The sequence below is a fragment of the Paenibacillus polysaccharolyticus genome (genome assembly GCF_900102085.1).
In the GTDB taxonomy this organism is placed as follows: domain Bacteria; phylum Bacillota; class Bacilli; order Paenibacillales; family Paenibacillaceae; genus Paenibacillus; species Paenibacillus polysaccharolyticus.
Map to the genome: position 1 here is coordinate 402665 of NZ_FMVM01000001.1, position 15282 is coordinate 417946.

General features: G+C 44.4%; 17 protein-coding genes. 4 read left to right on the forward strand and 13 right to left on the reverse strand.

Annotated elements, in window-relative coordinates; translation table 11 throughout:
- Positions 1–67 precede the first annotated feature (67 nt).
- Positions 68–289 (forward strand): hypothetical protein, encoded by a 222-nt coding sequence (locus BLQ13_RS01690; RefSeq protein ID WP_090915311.1) that lies wholly within the window; start codon positions 68–70, stop codon positions 287–289.
- A 265-nt stretch (positions 290–554) separates the two neighbouring features.
- Positions 555–812, forward strand: coding sequence for a membrane protein insertion efficiency factor YidD (gene yidD, locus BLQ13_RS01695; RefSeq protein WP_208606740.1), 258 nt, complete (start codon positions 555–557; stop codon positions 810–812).
- A 266-nt stretch (positions 813–1078) separates the two neighbouring features.
- Here the strand turns inward: yidD and BLQ13_RS01700 are convergent, their stop codons facing one another.
- The 6 genes from BLQ13_RS01700 to BLQ13_RS01725 form a co-directional block, all read right to left on the reverse strand.
- Positions 1079–1672 carry a YdeI/OmpD-associated family protein gene (locus tag BLQ13_RS01700; RefSeq protein ID WP_090915313.1) on the reverse strand — a complete coding sequence of 198 codons (594 nt, stop codon included), beginning with the start codon at positions 1670–1672 and terminating at the stop codon, positions 1079–1081.
- A gap of 416 nt (positions 1673–2088) precedes the next feature.
- Positions 2089–2631, reverse strand: coding sequence for a DinB family protein (locus tag BLQ13_RS01705; protein WP_090915315.1), 543 nt, complete (start codon positions 2629–2631; stop codon positions 2089–2091).
- 170 nt (positions 2632–2801) lie between these two features.
- On the reverse strand, positions 2802–3290 hold the full coding sequence (gene tnpA, locus BLQ13_RS01710) for an IS200/IS605 family transposase (protein WP_090915317.1): 489 nt from the start codon (positions 3288–3290) through the stop codon (positions 2802–2804).
- Positions 3291–3447: 157 nt separating this feature from the next.
- A complete protein-coding gene (locus tag BLQ13_RS01715; protein WP_090915319.1) occupies positions 3448–4395 on the reverse strand; it encodes a helix-turn-helix transcriptional regulator in 948 nt (315 codons plus the stop codon).
- Positions 4396–4416: 21 nt separating this feature from the next.
- The gene (locus tag BLQ13_RS01720) at positions 4417–4935 is read right to left on the reverse strand and encodes a hypothetical protein (RefSeq protein WP_090915321.1); all 519 of its coding nucleotides are present in this window, start codon (positions 4933–4935) and stop codon (positions 4417–4419) included.
- Positions 4936–5006: 71 nt separating this feature from the next.
- A complete protein-coding gene (locus BLQ13_RS01725; protein WP_139168839.1) occupies positions 5007–6263 on the reverse strand; it encodes a leucine-rich repeat domain-containing protein in 1257 nt (418 codons plus the stop codon).
- 449 nt (positions 6264–6712) lie between these two features.
- Here BLQ13_RS01725 and BLQ13_RS01730 point away from each other — a divergent pair, with 449 nt between their 5' ends.
- Positions 6713–7063, forward strand: coding sequence for a hypothetical protein (locus tag BLQ13_RS01730; protein WP_090915325.1), 351 nt, complete (start codon positions 6713–6715; stop codon positions 7061–7063).
- Between the two features lie 64 nt (positions 7064–7127).
- On the opposite strand, the gene pstB is transcribed toward BLQ13_RS01730, so the two are convergent.
- From pstB to BLQ13_RS01760, 6 genes are all read right to left on the reverse strand, one after another.
- Positions 7128–7886, reverse strand: coding sequence for a phosphate ABC transporter ATP-binding protein PstB (gene pstB / locus BLQ13_RS01735; protein ID WP_090915327.1), 759 nt, complete (start codon positions 7884–7886; stop codon positions 7128–7130).
- 81 nt (positions 7887–7967) lie between these two features.
- Positions 7968–8876, reverse strand: coding sequence for a phosphate ABC transporter permease PstA (gene pstA, locus BLQ13_RS01740; protein WP_090915329.1), 909 nt, complete (start codon positions 8874–8876; stop codon positions 7968–7970).
- Positions 8873–9841 carry a phosphate ABC transporter permease subunit PstC gene (pstC, locus tag BLQ13_RS01745; RefSeq protein ID WP_090915331.1) on the reverse strand — a complete coding sequence of 323 codons (969 nt, stop codon included), beginning with the start codon at positions 9839–9841 and terminating at the stop codon, positions 8873–8875. Before pstC ends, pstA begins: the two co-directional genes overlap by 4 nt.
- A 122-nt stretch (positions 9842–9963) precedes the next feature.
- Positions 9964–10827 (reverse strand): phosphate ABC transporter substrate-binding protein, encoded by an 864-nt coding sequence (locus tag BLQ13_RS01750; RefSeq protein WP_090915333.1) that lies wholly within the window; start codon positions 10825–10827, stop codon positions 9964–9966.
- A 57-nt stretch (positions 10828–10884) separates the two neighbouring features.
- The gene (locus BLQ13_RS01755) at positions 10885–12291 is read right to left on the reverse strand and encodes a stalk domain-containing protein (protein ID WP_244159175.1); all 1407 of its coding nucleotides are present in this window, start codon (positions 12289–12291) and stop codon (positions 10885–10887) included.
- Between the two features lie 324 nt (positions 12292–12615).
- Complete coding sequence (locus BLQ13_RS01760) at positions 12616–13443, reverse strand: sugar phosphate isomerase/epimerase family protein (protein ID WP_090915335.1); 828 nt, start codon at positions 13441–13443, stop codon at positions 12616–12618.
- Positions 13444–13587: 144 nt separating this feature from the next.
- Here BLQ13_RS01760 and BLQ13_RS01765 point away from each other — a divergent pair, with 144 nt between their 5' ends.
- Positions 13588–14289 (forward strand): DUF6199 family natural product biosynthesis protein, encoded by a 702-nt coding sequence (locus BLQ13_RS01765; protein WP_139168840.1) that lies wholly within the window; start codon positions 13588–13590, stop codon positions 14287–14289.
- 146 nt (positions 14290–14435) lie between these two features.
- Here BLQ13_RS01765 and BLQ13_RS01770 read toward each other — a convergent pair whose 3' ends face one another.
- Positions 14436–15254, reverse strand: coding sequence for a purine-nucleoside phosphorylase (locus BLQ13_RS01770; protein ID WP_090915340.1), 819 nt, complete (start codon positions 15252–15254; stop codon positions 14436–14438).
- Between the last annotated feature and the right edge of the window lie 28 nt (positions 15255–15282).

Genomic DNA, 15282 nt, shown 5'->3' on the forward strand with positions numbered 1-15282 from the left:
CCGGTGTTCATAGTAAAATAATGGAATGTCCATTGTTACATTTCATATTAGAAAAGGATGAATTCAGATGAGAGAGTACACTGTCGTTCCAGGCCCCAAAAATGTTCAAGTGAATCGAGGGGATACCCAAGCCGCTGTCAATTTATTTGCGGATATCATTAATCACAAAGCGGAGTCAGGATGGATCTATCAATCCATGGAGTCCCTTGCGGTTACCGAAAAACCAGGTTGTCTCCAGCAGCCCGTAACCACACACCATTACATGCTAATATTCTACAGAGAAGTATAATAAGCGTGCAAGATTCATGAAAAGCCCAGAATCTGAAGAACCTATTTACAATACCATGCCATCCGAAGAAGAACTAATAAACCTCTTACATACCCATCATGAGAAAGATGATCCTCGAAGCCATTTTTATGTTAGAACTCATGTAATCCCGGAAGTGAATTGGTTAAATGTTATTGGCAAGTTTATCCTATCATTATGTATTTCTTTACTGGTATCGTTAATCTTTTTCTATAGCTCCAAACCGTTCATTCCGGCGTATGCTTCAATGAGTGTCCCATTGGTTTTCGCAGCAAGTATGTTCTTCATCGTTCTGATTCGAGCTAGAGCCATTCTAGTCTGGATTATCCGCATCTATCAACGATTTGCTCCTTTAGAGTTGCGGGACAAATGTCGTTATGAACCCAGCTGTTCGATGTATATGATTCAAGCCATTGAAAAGTATGGAGCGGTCAAGGGCCTTTCACTGGGTATTCGGCGTCTTCGGAGATGTAATATCACAGGCGGGGGATATGATTATCCTTAACAAGGTGTAGTTTGTAGAACCTGTAAAATAATCATGTGTTTCTATCAAAAGTATCCACAAAACACCAAAAGGCTATTCCTACACGTCATGCAGACGACAGGAGATAGCCTTTTGGTGTTTCAAAAATTCTAACGATCACAGAAGAGCCTATTTGCCCCGTTTCGGGCAGTTTTAAAATCTAACGATCCGTACGGACGTTATTTTGACGAGATTCGGCCTTTTTCAGGATTTGAAACCTTCCGTGGAGATCGTTAGCGCTTGGAGCATCAGTCATTCAACCCTTTTCCCTCCATAATAGGCTGTATACATTTTTCAATGCGAGCTGTCTTGGTCTTGGATTGTTTTGGCTGTGAAAAGTGATACAGATACGCCCGCTGGCGGCCAGGAGTTAGTGCTTCAAATGCTGCCTGGAATGCGGGATCGGCATCGAATTGTTGTTGCAGTTCCTCGGGAACCGCGAATTGCTCTATTTCCTTTTTTTCTATTTTTAGACCCGCTTGTTCCACTTCGATCGACTCAATAATGTAAGCTTTTAGAATCTCTTCCTGTTCGATAATCTGCTCCAGGTTAGTGAAACGAATCTGGCGACCTCCTTGCACATTATTCGTTTGCTGAATCAGGATACCATGCGGGTCTTTAAGCAGAGAGCCTTTGAGAAACATGATCGCACAGTACTCCTTGAAGCCATGAATCAGTACGACGTTTTTCCCGTTTACCGTGTAGCACGGATGCATCCATTTGTAATCTTCGGTCAGATCACAGTCTAGGATGATCTCTCTCAGCTTTACCGATTCTTCCTTCCACGTTTTGATTTTGCTTAGATATGCATCTACTTTGGGATTGGTATTGTGCGTAGTCATAGGAATCTTCCTCTCAACCAATTTAGTTATGTTTTATTCAACCCAATCTAATTTATCTCATCTTGTGCGGACTACCTTTTATCTTATTTTACCTTTATTTATCGGTTTGTTTGTGCGGTTTTTCAAGAGTTTATAAAGCACCACTATAGAGCCACTTATCCAACATGTATTAGCTTCTCGCCTTCAATTTAAACCTAGAGGGTTAACCTGGACGGTTCTCCCCAATAATAGGTTATAACTAGTGAGACCTTTTATTGTTTCATACGAAAAGAAGAACCTATAAACGGTCTATAGATTCTATAATGCGATAGTTTGTTTATTGAACTTTTAATTAACTCTTCTTCTCGTTCAGAAGACTTTTACGTGTTGTGTGGCATATATCTCATTTGTAGATGTGTAAGCGTCAGGTACGTTAATTACTTTCCCAGAATCATTTTCAAGCGATCCAGCTGTAAAAAATGATGTTTGTAGTGCATTTCGATCAAGTGGAACCACTCTTGTGCGTTTAACGCTCCAAGACGAGGGTGAGGCACTTTCGAGCCTGTGGCCGATTCTTCTAGCGCAAGAACAGTTGCTGTACTTCGCATCCGATCCACGACCTGCCGCAGTCCCTGGGCAATTCGTTCCTTACTTTCGGGTTGCAATGGTGTATATTGCGGAGAAGCTGGTACTTTAACCCGAACAGGAGGGAATTGTTCAGCATTAAATACCTGACTGCCCAGTTCTGTTTTTTTCTTATCAAAATCTACCGTGTGTTCATTTTTGGCTAAACAATGTTCTATATTACGCAATTGCATAAACAGTGCCGATTGAATCAAATGCATGTACATTTGCCCGATCGACCATTCTTCTTCATCCTCTTTTTGTAGTAACTCATCCATATTCAAAAGATTTAATTCTGCTACATACCTCTCTACTGTAGTCTCGAGAGAATTTAATATTTCTTTTGTGCTTTTCATCCTGCAAACAACTCCTCGTCATCTTGAATAATTCCAGTATAATCAAAACCACCCGTATAACGGGTGGTTTGCTCTGCGGCTGAAAGCCTTTGTTACTGGCCAGCCCTAAAAGGGCATTGAAGGATTCGCCAACCGCACTACTTTTTCGGCCACCCTTAAAAGGGTTCTCTCTATTTCTTCTTCTTTCGTTGCTCCTTTGTTTCTTCGCCTGTAAATGGATCGATGTACTCCGCCATGGTTATTTGTTCTGCGACGATGTCTTCCTGCAATTGATTTTGGATATATTCCTGTATCACTTTCTTGTTCCTTCCGACCGTATCTACATAAAATCCTTTACACCAGAACTTCCGATTTCCATATCGATACTTTAGACTAGCATGTCTGTCAAAGATCATTAGGCTGCTCTTTCCCTTTAAATATCCTATAAATGCTGACACACTAAGTTTTGGTGGGATACTCACCAACATGTGAATATGGTCTTTACACGCTTCCGCTTCAATAATCTCTACATTTTTTCGCTCACATAATTGTCTCAATATCTTTCCGATGTCTTGTTTCAATTTTCCGTAAATCACTTGTCTTCTGTACTTTGGAGCAAACACGATATGATACTTACAATTCCATTTTGTATGTGCTAAACTGTTCACATCAGATGACATCTGTATTCCTCCTATTGTCGATAAATTCGGTTGGCGAACCAAATTTATTGTAACATTAGGAGGAATTTTTTTTGATACATCGCTGAAAGCTCCCCTGAACCATACGCATAGCGTATGGTTTTCTTTTCACAAAAAAAGCACTACTGACAAGGGTATGTCAGTAGTGCTTCAAGATATTTGTCGCCATCTCCCGCATACCAGCACGCAGTGATTCCGGCTCCATCACTTCGATATCTCCACCTAGGCCAAGTAGATGAGGCAGGATTTCCTCAGGATAGCGGACACGAAAGTGGAAATGAATGCCGTCCTCGTGCTCCTCGACATGATCGATATAAAAATGAAGGGTCTCCATCATTTTGTCAGCAACTTCTGATTTTGCTCGGACAAGCACATGCTCGCTTCGATCATCAGGTGGCTGATACCGATTCAGATCAAAATCTGGCGGCAGACCAAATTTCTCTTCCAGAACAGAAAGCTCCGACATGCGGGACAAACGAAAATGACGAATATCTTGTCGCAGATCACACCTACCGATCAACACCCAGTTTTCCCTCACCAGGGTAAGTCCGTAGGGTGACACGACACGCTGATTCGAGCGTTCCCCGTCCGATCCCGGCATTTTTTTCAGATACATCAAGCTGATTTTACGTTGCTCCAGAATCGCGTTACGTATATCGTTAAGATAGCTTCTCACCATGCCAGTTGTATCAGGTCCCATCGGATGAAGCACACGCATCGTTTCTTGTACACGCGAGGACTGTTTACGAATGGCTTCTGGTAAAATGGCTTCAATCTTGCGCTGTGCAGATTTTGCTTGAATACCATAGGCGGTATCCCATCTCTGTTCGATAAACTTCGCTCCCATGAGTAGCGACACGGCTTCCTCCGCAGTAAAACTAACCGGGGGCAGGAAGTACCCTTCCATCAGAGAATACCCATGACCCGGAGCACCTGCAATGGGCACGCCAGCCTCGCTTAAAGCTTGGATATCGCGATATATTGTACGAACACTGGTCTCAAACTGAGCGGCCAGATCCTCCGCCCTTATCAGTTTTGTTCGTTGTAATTCAAGCGTAATGGCGAGCTGTCGCTCCGTTTTATTCATGTCTATACAGTCCCCTACGGTTTACTTCCATGCTTGCGGTACATGTTTAATCATATCATGGATGAAACCATCATTGCCGTAAATGGCTACAACAAGGTGTTCCTTTTGTTTGGGAATTGGCATAATGAGTGCCTGCTTTCCATTAAAATAATAGCGGTCTTTCCTCTCAACCATGTTATCGTCCGTATAGATAATATTAACAAAATCCATGTCGTGGCTAAGTGCTTTATCATGGATAACGATGCATAGGTATTCTCCCAGTTGCTCCACAGAGATGCCATCCTCATCTTCTTTCCACACATACTCATTAGGTTGCATCACAAATTTATTCTTTGATGATTTAGTAAGTATAGAAGCCCTGGCATGTTCTCCTTTTACACTAACCAAAAGTGCTGAACGATCATTCACAATTTTAACATCTGCATATTTCAAATGATGCAATGTAAGATAGGCTTGGATATCCTCTCGGGTTATCGGCTCACCAGTAGAACCATTCGTTAACATGAGCATAGATAACATCAATTCAAATAAAAACTTCATCTTATACACTCCTTATGTACATCTCTAGAAGAAAAAAAAGGCTACTTGAGTAATCAGCAAAATTTTCACTTCTATCTCTTCCTGTTATAACTCCGGCTCCCCCCACCAGCCAATCCCCATTCAACCTCAAACTTCTTACTTTTGATGACCGCTCTCATACTTTTACGCGAAGCCTCTGACATGCCACTCTCCGAGATTTCCAAGTACTCCAGTTTTGGAAACTGTGTCAGCAAAAATCCCCAGTCCTCCGTAAGCACTCCCTCAATGCGCAAGTTGAGAAGCTCCGGTAAAGCTAACAAATGAATATTCTTGATTGGATTATGACTCAATATCAGATTACGTAATTTCTTGAGCTGATTAAGTGGCGTGATATCCTCTATTTGGTTATAATCGGCTCTGATCCAGTGTAGATGAGGAAACATCAACAATGGAGATACATCGACCAGCTTGTTATTTTCGATGTGAATACTTTCCAAATTCGAGAGATGGGTCAGCCTCGTCAATTCCGATATACTGTTTAATTTCATATTGTCGATACATAATGTTTCGATACTTTCAGGCAGATAACAGAGCTCTGCAAGATCAAAATCCGGATTTTCTTCCACGCTGTAACTTCGCAGATTTTTGGCATACTGAATGCCATCCAGATGATACACCGGTCCTTTAAAGTAATAACTGATGATATCTTTCAATTCCAGCAGATTAATATCCGTCAAATCTTCTTTAAACACTTGAAGCTTCGACCGAATAGCTTGTTCCAGGTGTTCGTCCTTAAACAAGACCTTGTTACCTCTAGGCCCGTTAATCTTGTAAGAAACTTCTGCAAAATACTCCTGCTTCGCTCTCTCCAGCTCATGAGCCTCGTACACGTACCATTGCCACACTAAATAAATCGGCGGGATATACTTTGGACTTATCCACTGAATCGATTCATTATCCAATATCTTACCATTCAGAAACATCCCGCTCTTTTGTATTAAAATGTGATCATCATGACGACAAATATTTCCTGATTCAACTATGCTTCTCGCCGTTTCATAAGTCACCTGCTGTCTTGCAGCAATGTCTGCATAATATGTATCATAAACCTTTAGACGTTCTTTCCGCATCTCTTCTGTGTTTTCTGTATCCCATAGCTCAATAAATTCAAAAGTCTTTAGTTTATTCTCTTCCACCACTTGTTTAAATGTATCTGTGGCATAAAATTGAAGGTGATGATGCTGCGGTAAACAAAACAAGTGTGCATCTGTTTCAATACGCTCCGGCAGAATATGTACGTATTCTGAGAAAAAACCGTATCCCGTCTTTCGCTCAACAGGATTACTCATATCAATAAAATCTTGTATCCGGTTCACCTTAACAGCGAACATCTCTTGTTCAGAGTGGATTAATGGGAGAAATTCGACATCCTTTCCGATTAACGGTGTGAGAACATCTTTTGCTTTTCTTGAGAAAACTAGAAAGGTAATCGAGTATTTAATGCAATCACTTTTGTTACCCTTTCGCTGCGTTACAAAGACTGGCGATTCCCAATGCTCGTTCTTTCCCTTGATATAAGCCTCCATCCTGTCACTATCCCGATCATAAGATTCAAGCCCGATTCTCATCGCCTTATGTGAAGGCACAACCATCCAAATTTTAATGATCTTCAACCCCCAACGGAAGTATTATGATTCTTGTTTATATATCGGTTGGTTTTATCTACGAGCTAAGTGTTCAACAAGTATTTAGCTCAAACAAATTTTTAAATTCGAAAATGATACTGGAGGTTTGCAAAATGAAGAAAAAACGCTGGATCAAGAGTGCAATTTTCATACTTTTCATCAGCATACTACTCCTGAGCGAATTCATGATGTTATCCTCCCAAAAGGTTGGCTTGATCAATACATCCTACCGATTCATCTCAGGCGCACCTCATATTAGCACGCAGGGGCAGACTCTGTCTTATCAAGGAAAGATGCACGGGGAAGACTTTCTGGACAACCTAGAACCATATTCAACAAGTGATGACGGAACAACTTTATACAAAGCGTTCGGCACCCCCGTCCCACCTCCATGGATTTATGTTAAATATGAGAATAATACCGTTTTTCGTTACAAGTACCCTCGTCTCCCCTGGAAAATGTAAACGACAAAAGAGCCTTTCAGACCACATCTGAAAGGCTCTCGTCTACTGCTTAAGCAGCACCATCTCAACCAAATCGGCCGCTGATATAATCCTGTGTGCGCACATCGACAGGTTCGGAGAACATGCTCTTCGTAGGCGAATACTCTACAACTTCGCCGTTCAGGAAAAACACGGTCTGCTGGGAGACACGCGCGGCTTGCTGCATGTTGTGGGTGACCATCACGATGGTGTAACGTTCCTTCAGCTCATGTGTCAATTCCTCAATCTTGAAGGTGGAGACCGGATCAAGAGAGGCTGTCGCTTCATCCATGAGTAGAATATCCGGTTCCACGGCCAGAGCACGAGCGATGCACAGACGTTGCTGTTGTCCACCTGACAAACTAAGCGCTGAGCGCTTCAGGTTGTCTTTGACTTCGTCCCAGAGAGCGGCGGAACGCAGACTGCGTTCGACGATCTCATCGAGCTTTTTTTTGCCATGAATCCCGTGCTGTCTTGGTCCGAATGCAATGTTGTCATAGATGGATTTCGGAAAAGGATTCGGTGACTGGAAGACCATACCGATCTTCTTGCGCAGTGTCTCCACATGCACGTCACCACTGTAAATATCCGTTCCACCAACAGCCACCGTTCCCTCAATTCGTGTGCCAGGTATCCGGTCATTCATACGATTCAGGGTGCGTAGCAAGGTAGATTTGCCACAGCCGGATGGACCGATAAATGCCGTAATGGCGCGCTCTGGAATTTCAATGGATACTTCTTTCAGCGCCTGAAAGGTACCGTAAAATAAGTTCAGCTTATTCGTTTCAATAATCGATTGCACCATGTGCCCTCCTGGCGATGAATTGGAATATACTATTTTTATAACAGACATAACAGGTTTGCCCGCATAGACTTTGGCTCTACGTTACATTTGATTTTTACGAGAATTAAACCACAGCGGCACACGGAATAAAATATTGATAAGCAGCACGACAAAAATCAGTACGGCTGTGGATTTCTGGGCAATCTGCTCCGCATCCGGCACAATGGCTTCGGACTGGATATACCACAGATGCACCGCCAGCGTACCGCCTGGCGACAACAGATTGAAATCCCACATCTCGCCGGACGTGGATACACCCGCGGTCAGAATAATAACGGCACTTTCGCCAAAAGCACGGCCTGCGGTCAGACAGATACCTGTCATGATTCCGTTCAGCGCAACAGGAAGAACCACTTGCCGAATCGTCTGCAGATGCGTTGCACCCAGTGCAAACGAACCGTTACGAAGTTCGGTCGGGACAGCACGAACCGCTTCCTCTGTCACCCGGGTCAACACAGGCAAGTTCAGGAAGGCAAGGCTGACCGCAGCTCCAAGAATTGTCAGACCGATCTCGAAATACTCGACAAATAGTGCAATCCCAAACAAACCAAATATAATCGATGGCACGGACGACAGCCCTTCCACGCATATACGCACAACCTCGATCAGCTTGTTGTTTGGTGCAAATTCAGCAAGATAAATACCTGCTGCAAGCCCGATCGGAATCGAGATGAGAAGAGACAGAATCAGCACATAGAAAGAGTTGAACAGCGCAGGGCCAATGCCTCCGCCTTCTTCAATCTCACTCGGTACACCGTACAGGAAATCCCAGCTGAGCATCGGCAACCCTTTTTGCAACAACAGAAACAACAATCCCACAATAAATAAAATAACGATGATACCTACGCCCCACACTGTCCCCGTAAACAGCCGATCCATCCATGCCGAGGACGATCGCCGTTTGCCGAAGGAATACGCAGTAGCCGGATTAACCTCTCTTTTCACACTCACAGGTGGCGTCCCCCTCTCTTCTGCAGCATTCTCACGGCAACGATCATCAGGATGGAAATCGCCAGCAAAATAAAGCCCATCATATACAAGCCATGATTCCAGATCGAATCGAATTCTACACTGGAGATTTGCATCACAATGTTACTGGTCAGCACGGCAGTTGGCGTAAACAGACTGGTCGGCAGCTGCGCCGTGTTACCAATAACCATAACCACTGCCATCGTCTCACCAATGGCACGTGTCATACCCAGAATGACCGCATACATAATACCGCCTCTTGCCGCCGGAAGCACGACCCGGGTAATCGTTTGAAACCGATTCGTACCGAGTGCATACGCCGCATCCCGGTATTTGTTCGGCACGGCGGAGATCGCATCATCACTAATCCGGCTAATCGTCGGCAGTACCATGATGGTCAGTACAATAGATGCTGCTAGCAGACCATCTGCCAGATCACGTCCGCTCAAGTCCCGAAGCCATGGAATTAGAACCGTCAAACCAAGATAACCGTACACGACGGACGGGATACCCACCAGCAGATCCAGCACCGGACGCAGCAGGCGACGAAGCCATTTTGGTGTCATTTCCGCCAGAAATACAGCAATGATTACGGATAGAGGAATCGCCATCAGCATCGTAAGTCCAGTGAGAGCAAACGTACCCAGAATAAAGGTCAACGCACCATAGTGCTCATTTTCCGGGTCCCAGTTCGTGGAGAAAAAGAACTCCTTCAGCGAGACGTCTGCAAAAGTGAGGACACCTGTACGAAGCATAAGCACCAGAATACAGAACAGAACGAGGCAGACAAAGGCCGCACTGCTAATGCAGAGGATGCGAAACATGCGGTTAGACCACCGGAGCCGGGCTTTACGGTCAAAACGTCGTCTCTTCTCGGGCGCTTTGCCAAGGCTTGAACCCAGCTCATTCGGAGCCGGGGTGTTCGCCGGTGGATTCATTTCCATCATAGAGGACTCTTCCTTTCACATAGAGAAGCCAGCTTGGCGACCACGCGCGGAAGCTGGCTATCCCTTTCTTATGAAATGCAGGTGCAGGATGTTGAAGTCTGATTCAGATCAGACTGAACGTTTTACTTAACGGCTGCGAGCGGAATGAATTTCAGCTTTTTCAGGGAACCGTTCTGGAATTTGTTGCTTTGGATGTATTCGATGAATGCCTTCGTTGCACCCGTTGGTTGACCTTTCGTCATGTAGTATCCAATACCCCATACTTTGTATGTTTTGTTCAGCACGTTTTTCTCTGTTGGAGCTACGCCATTGATGGATACAGCTTTCATTTTGCTTGTTACGTACGGCAGATCGATATAACCAATCGCGTTAGGTGTCGTTTCGATCGTCGTTTTCATGTCACCGCTTGAACCTACTTCTTTGTAGTTGTCACCTTTGCTCATGAAGTCTTTACCATCGAGTGCTTTTTGTTGGAAGTTAACACGTGTACCTGATCCGAACTTACGGTTAACCACAACGATTTTACCGTCGGAACCGCCAACTTCTTTCCAGTTGGTTACTTTACCGGAGAAGATGTCTTGCAATTGTTTTGTAGTCAGACTCGTTACACCTACGTTTGTATTTACTACCGCAGTAAACACAGTTACAGCTACCGGATGAGCAACCTGTCCGTCGAATTTTTTGAAGCCAGGAACATCTTTGGATGCATCCCAGTCTACCGCGCCGATATCTGCAATGCCTTTACGAACGGATTGTGGCCCTGTCACGGAACCCGCAGCAGATGCCGAGATTTTAACTTTTGGATTGTCTTTCTTGAATTCACTTGCAGCTTGAAGCGTCAATGGAAGGAGTGCAGAAGATCCATTGATAACAATTTTGCCTTTCTCCGTGCTTTTGGCAGCCGATGCTGTCATTGCACCACCAAGTCCACCAACCAGGGATACAGCCATCAGCATGGCTGTGAAAGGTTTAATCCATTTTTTCATTGTAAAAAGCTCCTCTCGAATTTTGCGTTAAATTTTAATTTTCAGTACATTTTAGTTTTACTTCGTTACAGCTTTCCAGCTGCCATCTGCTTGCACCAGCACTCGTCCCTTCTCAACGACAGCAATCTGTGAACCCTTCACAACGATAGAAGATACATCAGAGGACACGGTGTACAACTTGGATTGTTGTCCGGTTACCGTATCGATGGAAAGAATCACGCTGTTCTTGTCATCCTGCGCAGCAAGTACGTATAAGGTACCGCCTGACAAAACTGCTTGTTCTACATCATGCTCGTTGTACACGGTGACTGGTTTCTGGGATGCATCTACAGACATCAGTGAAGCATTACCATCCTCAGAAGGTACACTTACGTAGTAAGCTTTCTGACCATCTACAGAATAAATAAATACTTTATCATCCGTTGAAGTGGTTAACTTCACTGCCGATGGTTTGTCAGCACCGTTGTTATACGAAAATAATTGCTGTTGATTCGCCGAGAAATCAATGTCCACATTGTCTGCATCTACATTCGTCGAATCTGCGGTTACTTTACCCAGAGTAGTTACCGTATAGACGAATCGTTTGCCGCTCAGTGACACATTCAAGTTTTCTTTGTAATCGACTTTATCTTCCACCAGTTTCTTGATGGTACCGTCCGCCAGATTCAAGTTCGCGATCACCGATCCTTTATCTCCTTGCAGGAAATAGATCGAACTCTCGTCCGCAGACCAGACCAGTTCCGGCTTGATGCTTGTATCATTCGTAATGAGCTTGGAAGCCTTCGTTTTCAAGTCAATAACGTATACGGCTCCTTCTGCATTCGTATAGGCTGCTTGATTACCGCTTGGGGATACAACGAGATCTGAACCACCTTCAGTCGTTAACAACAGTTCATATTTTCCAGTAGCCGTATTGATGAGATAATCACTTCTGCCCTCATCGTCATTTTTGGAGACAATTAGCTCATTTGCTCCGGCAAAACGCGGGTTCTCTGTACCTTCAATCAGAGCAATCGTGCTGACTTCAAGCTGACCATTCTTCAATCCAACGGTACCGCCTACGCCTGCCACGAGCGGACGAAGTGCAACGTAGCTTACTCCTCCAATGATCGTAACCGGCTGATTCAGATTCACCTTAGCCCCGTCCACGACAAGCTGCTTGGACTTGTTCTGCAAGCTAACCGTGTGACCATTCAAATGAATCACCGTCGCTCCGTTTGCAATTTCAGCTTGTGCACCGATCGCTTGGATTACATCACGAACGGCGACCAACGTTTCTCCATTTTTCACAATGGAACGTACAATGACACTGTTACCGTTTATGGTAAACGTGGAGTTTTTCACCTGAGCTGCACTCGCACTAGCTACAGGTTTTGTTGCAGGAGCAGCCGATACTGCGTGAGCCACAGAGGTTGTTAATACTGTGGCTACCATGGACACTACTAACGTCTTCTTCATTGACATTGGCTTTTGTCACCCTTCTTTTCTCCATATAATCTTGCCTGATATTGCTGTGCCCTGCTTGGTATGTTTGCATGTATCGTCTATATGAGAGCTAGTTCGCCTCATCCCCCCAAACTATCCACGTTCATAGTAAAAATGACCTATCACGTTTGTAATTATAGGAGGGATTTGTAAACGGGAAATCTTGGAATTGTTAACGTATTGTCAATGTTTTCATATAAACACATTCATATTGTAAAATTTTCATTACAATTCGGCTCGCCCCGTGATTGCAACAACAAATAACCCATACGAATTGCATGGGTCAAAGGTTATCGTATTTTTTTAAAGGGAAGCAAACACCCGATCAAAGCCTGCCTTTGACTTGGCAAACCGTGTCTCCACACCCAGTTCGGATGCAGGTGCCAGCACTTCCTGAGCCACAACATCGGTATAACCGATGGCCTGCAGATTTTTCAGAAAACCTGTTAGATTAATGATACCTTCTCCCGGATAAAGCCGTTCTCCGTCCTTCAATTCCTCAATAGGCAGGTCATAAGCATCATTGATGTGCACATGAACCACCTGCTCCTGCTTTAGCTTCAGTAGCTCATTCATCTCCATCCCATCCGTGTGCCAGTGATACGAATCGACGAGCAGACCCACATTGGGTGCATGTATCGTATCGATCCAGTCCAATGTATCCTCTACACGCCAAAGAAACGGATTCTTCCATTGTGTGCGCAGGTGATGACACCCCACAAACTCTAGTCCGAGCCGGATTCCATAAGCATCCAGAATATCAGCACAAAGTCTTAGTCGTTTGGTCGCTGCAGCCATAAATGTCGCTGCAGGCTGATCGGTAGAGGGGAGAATGTAGGTACAGCATTTGTCTACGTTCAGTGTGGCAGATGCTTCGGCCATCGCGACGAGATTCGGCAGCCCCTCTCGGAATTGTTCATCGTCTGAGCGCCATTCTACTGGAAAATCCGCTGAGCCAATGATAACCTGATTGCTTTCCAGCAGATGCTGGGCTTGTCCTATGCCATACGTCTGTAAGAATGAGAGCGGATTCAAATCAACTGCCCCAAAACCATACCTGGCAGCATACGTGATATATTGTTCATCGGATTCCAGCTTGCCAAGTCCTGCCTTGGTCAATCCCTTAATCATCCCTTCGCCTCCTGTCAGTCCTTTTAGATACTTATTCCATTGTATACGAAATGCCTACTCCCCAACAGAACAAACGCAACCCTTCACCAAACATTGCGTATTAAAAAGAACATTCGTTTACAGGAAAGGATTGGATATTCATCTGTGAATTCTCTATTTAAAAAACATGGGCCTACCCTCATTATGCTAGCTTGTCTTGCTGTTTTATCCATCATTGTCGGGATCAGTTCGAAATCTTATTTTACACAACCTGTATTCTATATCGATCAACATAAATATGGTTCAGACCATGAGGACGGCACAACAATCACCTATCGAAGCCAAGATGCAGTCCCCATTCAGGTACAAGTCGAACAGCACAAACGTATCGTTACGATTGACGAGCAGAAGTATACGGTTACCCAAACCGCTTCCAAGCCTATTGCAACGTATAATGTATTTTATCCTCAAGGAAACAAATATGAAGTCGAGCAACAACACGGCACTTTATTGAGTTATGATGAAAAAGGTCATATGGCTCCCCCGCAAAGTGACGTTCTAAACGGGGAACGCATCATTGCAGAGGGCGAGGAACAATATACACCGGTTATGCTCGTAACGGCCGCCTTCCCAGAGTACCACGAGAAACCAGGTATGCCTGCTTTTCTATTCCTCGCCATTGCGGTATTCATCTACGGATGGTGCACGTTTTATTACGAATCATTTCAGCGGGCTCTCTTCTGGATTTCTTTCCAATGGGTATGGGTGAATAATCCGGAGCCTAGTGATTTTTATTATGTTATGTGCAAAATAGGAGGCATCCTGTGCATGCTCCTTGCCATCTGGACCGCATTTCAGGCATTTTAAAAACTTATAAGTTATAAGTCACACAAGCTGATGCAGGAATATATTCTTGCATCAGCCTCTTCTCTGCAAAAAAACATTGCCCCACCAGAAGTTTCTGATGAGACAATGCCTGCGAATGGATTCTACTAGTATAGCGCGATGCTGTATTACATTTTTTGCAAAATACCTTTAACCAAGCCAATGAACGTTGTTTTCACTTTCGCGGCTACCTCAATAACTTCATCATGGCTGAGCGGTTGATCCAGAATACCACATGCCATGTTTGTCAGACAGGAGATTCCTAATACCTTCATGCCGCCATGAATGGCAACAATCGCTTCTGGTACAGTAGACATCCCTACAGCGTCCGCACCCATCGTGCGAATCATGCGAATCTCAGCAGGTGTTTCATAAGCTGGACCACTCCACCACGCATATACCCCTTGTTGCAGGCTTACATTTTGCTCTTCAGCAACCTGTAGAGCGACACTACGCAATTCACGGTTGTATACTTGAGACACATCCGGGAAGCGCACGCCCAGATCAGCATTGTTTGGTCCAATCAGGGGATTGTTGCCAACCAGATTAATATGATCCGTAATCAGCATGAGCTGGCCTGGTTCGAAACCGGTGTTGACCGCACCACAAGCGTTGGTGACGATCAGTTGTTCAACGCCAAGTGCCTTCATAATGCGAACCGGGAATGTTACTTCATCTAAGGTAAAACCTTCATAGTAGTGAAGGCGGCCTTTCATGGCTACAACGGTCTTCCCCATTAATTCTCCAATCACCAATTCATTGGCGTGTCCAATGGCTTCGGATTGAGCAAAATATGGAATCTCTGTATAAGGAATCACTGTTGCATTCTCAATCTCGTCCGCAAGTGCTCCCAGTCCTGAACCCAGAATCATACCTACCACTGGCTTGGAGTTGATCCGGTTTAATATGTAATCGCGTGCTTCCTGAATGTGTGCTGATTGATGCATAATAACGTCCTCCTGATAATCTGAATTG

Coding starts and splice junctions, on each gene's coding strand:
- yidD (WP_208606740.1), top strand. CDS start 555: ATGAGTGTCCCATTGGTTTTCGCAGCAAGTATGTTCTTCATCGTTCTG.
- BLQ13_RS01725 (WP_139168839.1), bottom strand. CDS start 6,263: ATGAGTAATCCTGTTGAGCGAAAGACGGGATACGGTTTTTTCTCAGAA.
- BLQ13_RS01750 (WP_090915333.1), bottom strand. CDS start 10,827: ATGAAAAAATGGATTAAACCTTTCACAGCCATGCTGATGGCTGTATCC.
- BLQ13_RS01760 (WP_090915335.1), bottom strand. CDS start 13,443: ATGATTAAGGGATTGACCAAGGCAGGACTTGGCAAGCTGGAATCCGAT.
- tnpA (WP_090915317.1), bottom strand. CDS start 3,290: ATGTCATCTGATGTGAACAGTTTAGCACATACAAAATGGAATTGTAAG.
- BLQ13_RS01700 (WP_090915313.1), bottom strand. CDS start 1,672: ATGACTACGCACAATACCAATCCCAAAGTAGATGCATATCTAAGCAAA.
- BLQ13_RS01705 (WP_090915315.1), bottom strand. CDS start 2,631: ATGAAAAGCACAAAAGAAATATTAAATTCTCTCGAGACTACAGTAGAG.
- BLQ13_RS01730 (WP_090915325.1), top strand. CDS start 6,713: ATGAAGAAAAAACGCTGGATCAAGAGTGCAATTTTCATACTTTTCATC.
- BLQ13_RS01755 (WP_244159175.1), bottom strand. CDS start 12,291: ATGTCAATGAAGAAGACGTTAGTAGTGTCCATGGTAGCCACAGTATTA.
- BLQ13_RS01770 (WP_090915340.1), bottom strand. CDS start 15,254: ATGCATCAATCAGCACACATTCAGGAAGCACGCGATTACATATTAAAC.
- pstC (WP_090915331.1), bottom strand. CDS start 9,841: ATGATGGAAATGAATCCACCGGCGAACACCCCGGCTCCGAATGAGCTG.
- BLQ13_RS01690 (WP_090915311.1), top strand. CDS start 68: ATGAGAGAGTACACTGTCGTTCCAGGCCCCAAAAATGTTCAAGTGAAT.
- BLQ13_RS01720 (WP_090915321.1), bottom strand. CDS start 4,935: ATGAAGTTTTTATTTGAATTGATGTTATCTATGCTCATGTTAACGAAT.
- BLQ13_RS01715 (WP_090915319.1), bottom strand. CDS start 4,395: ATGAATAAAACGGAGCGACAGCTCGCCATTACGCTTGAATTACAACGA.
- pstB (WP_090915327.1), bottom strand. CDS start 7,886: ATGGTGCAATCGATTATTGAAACGAATAAGCTGAACTTATTTTACGGT.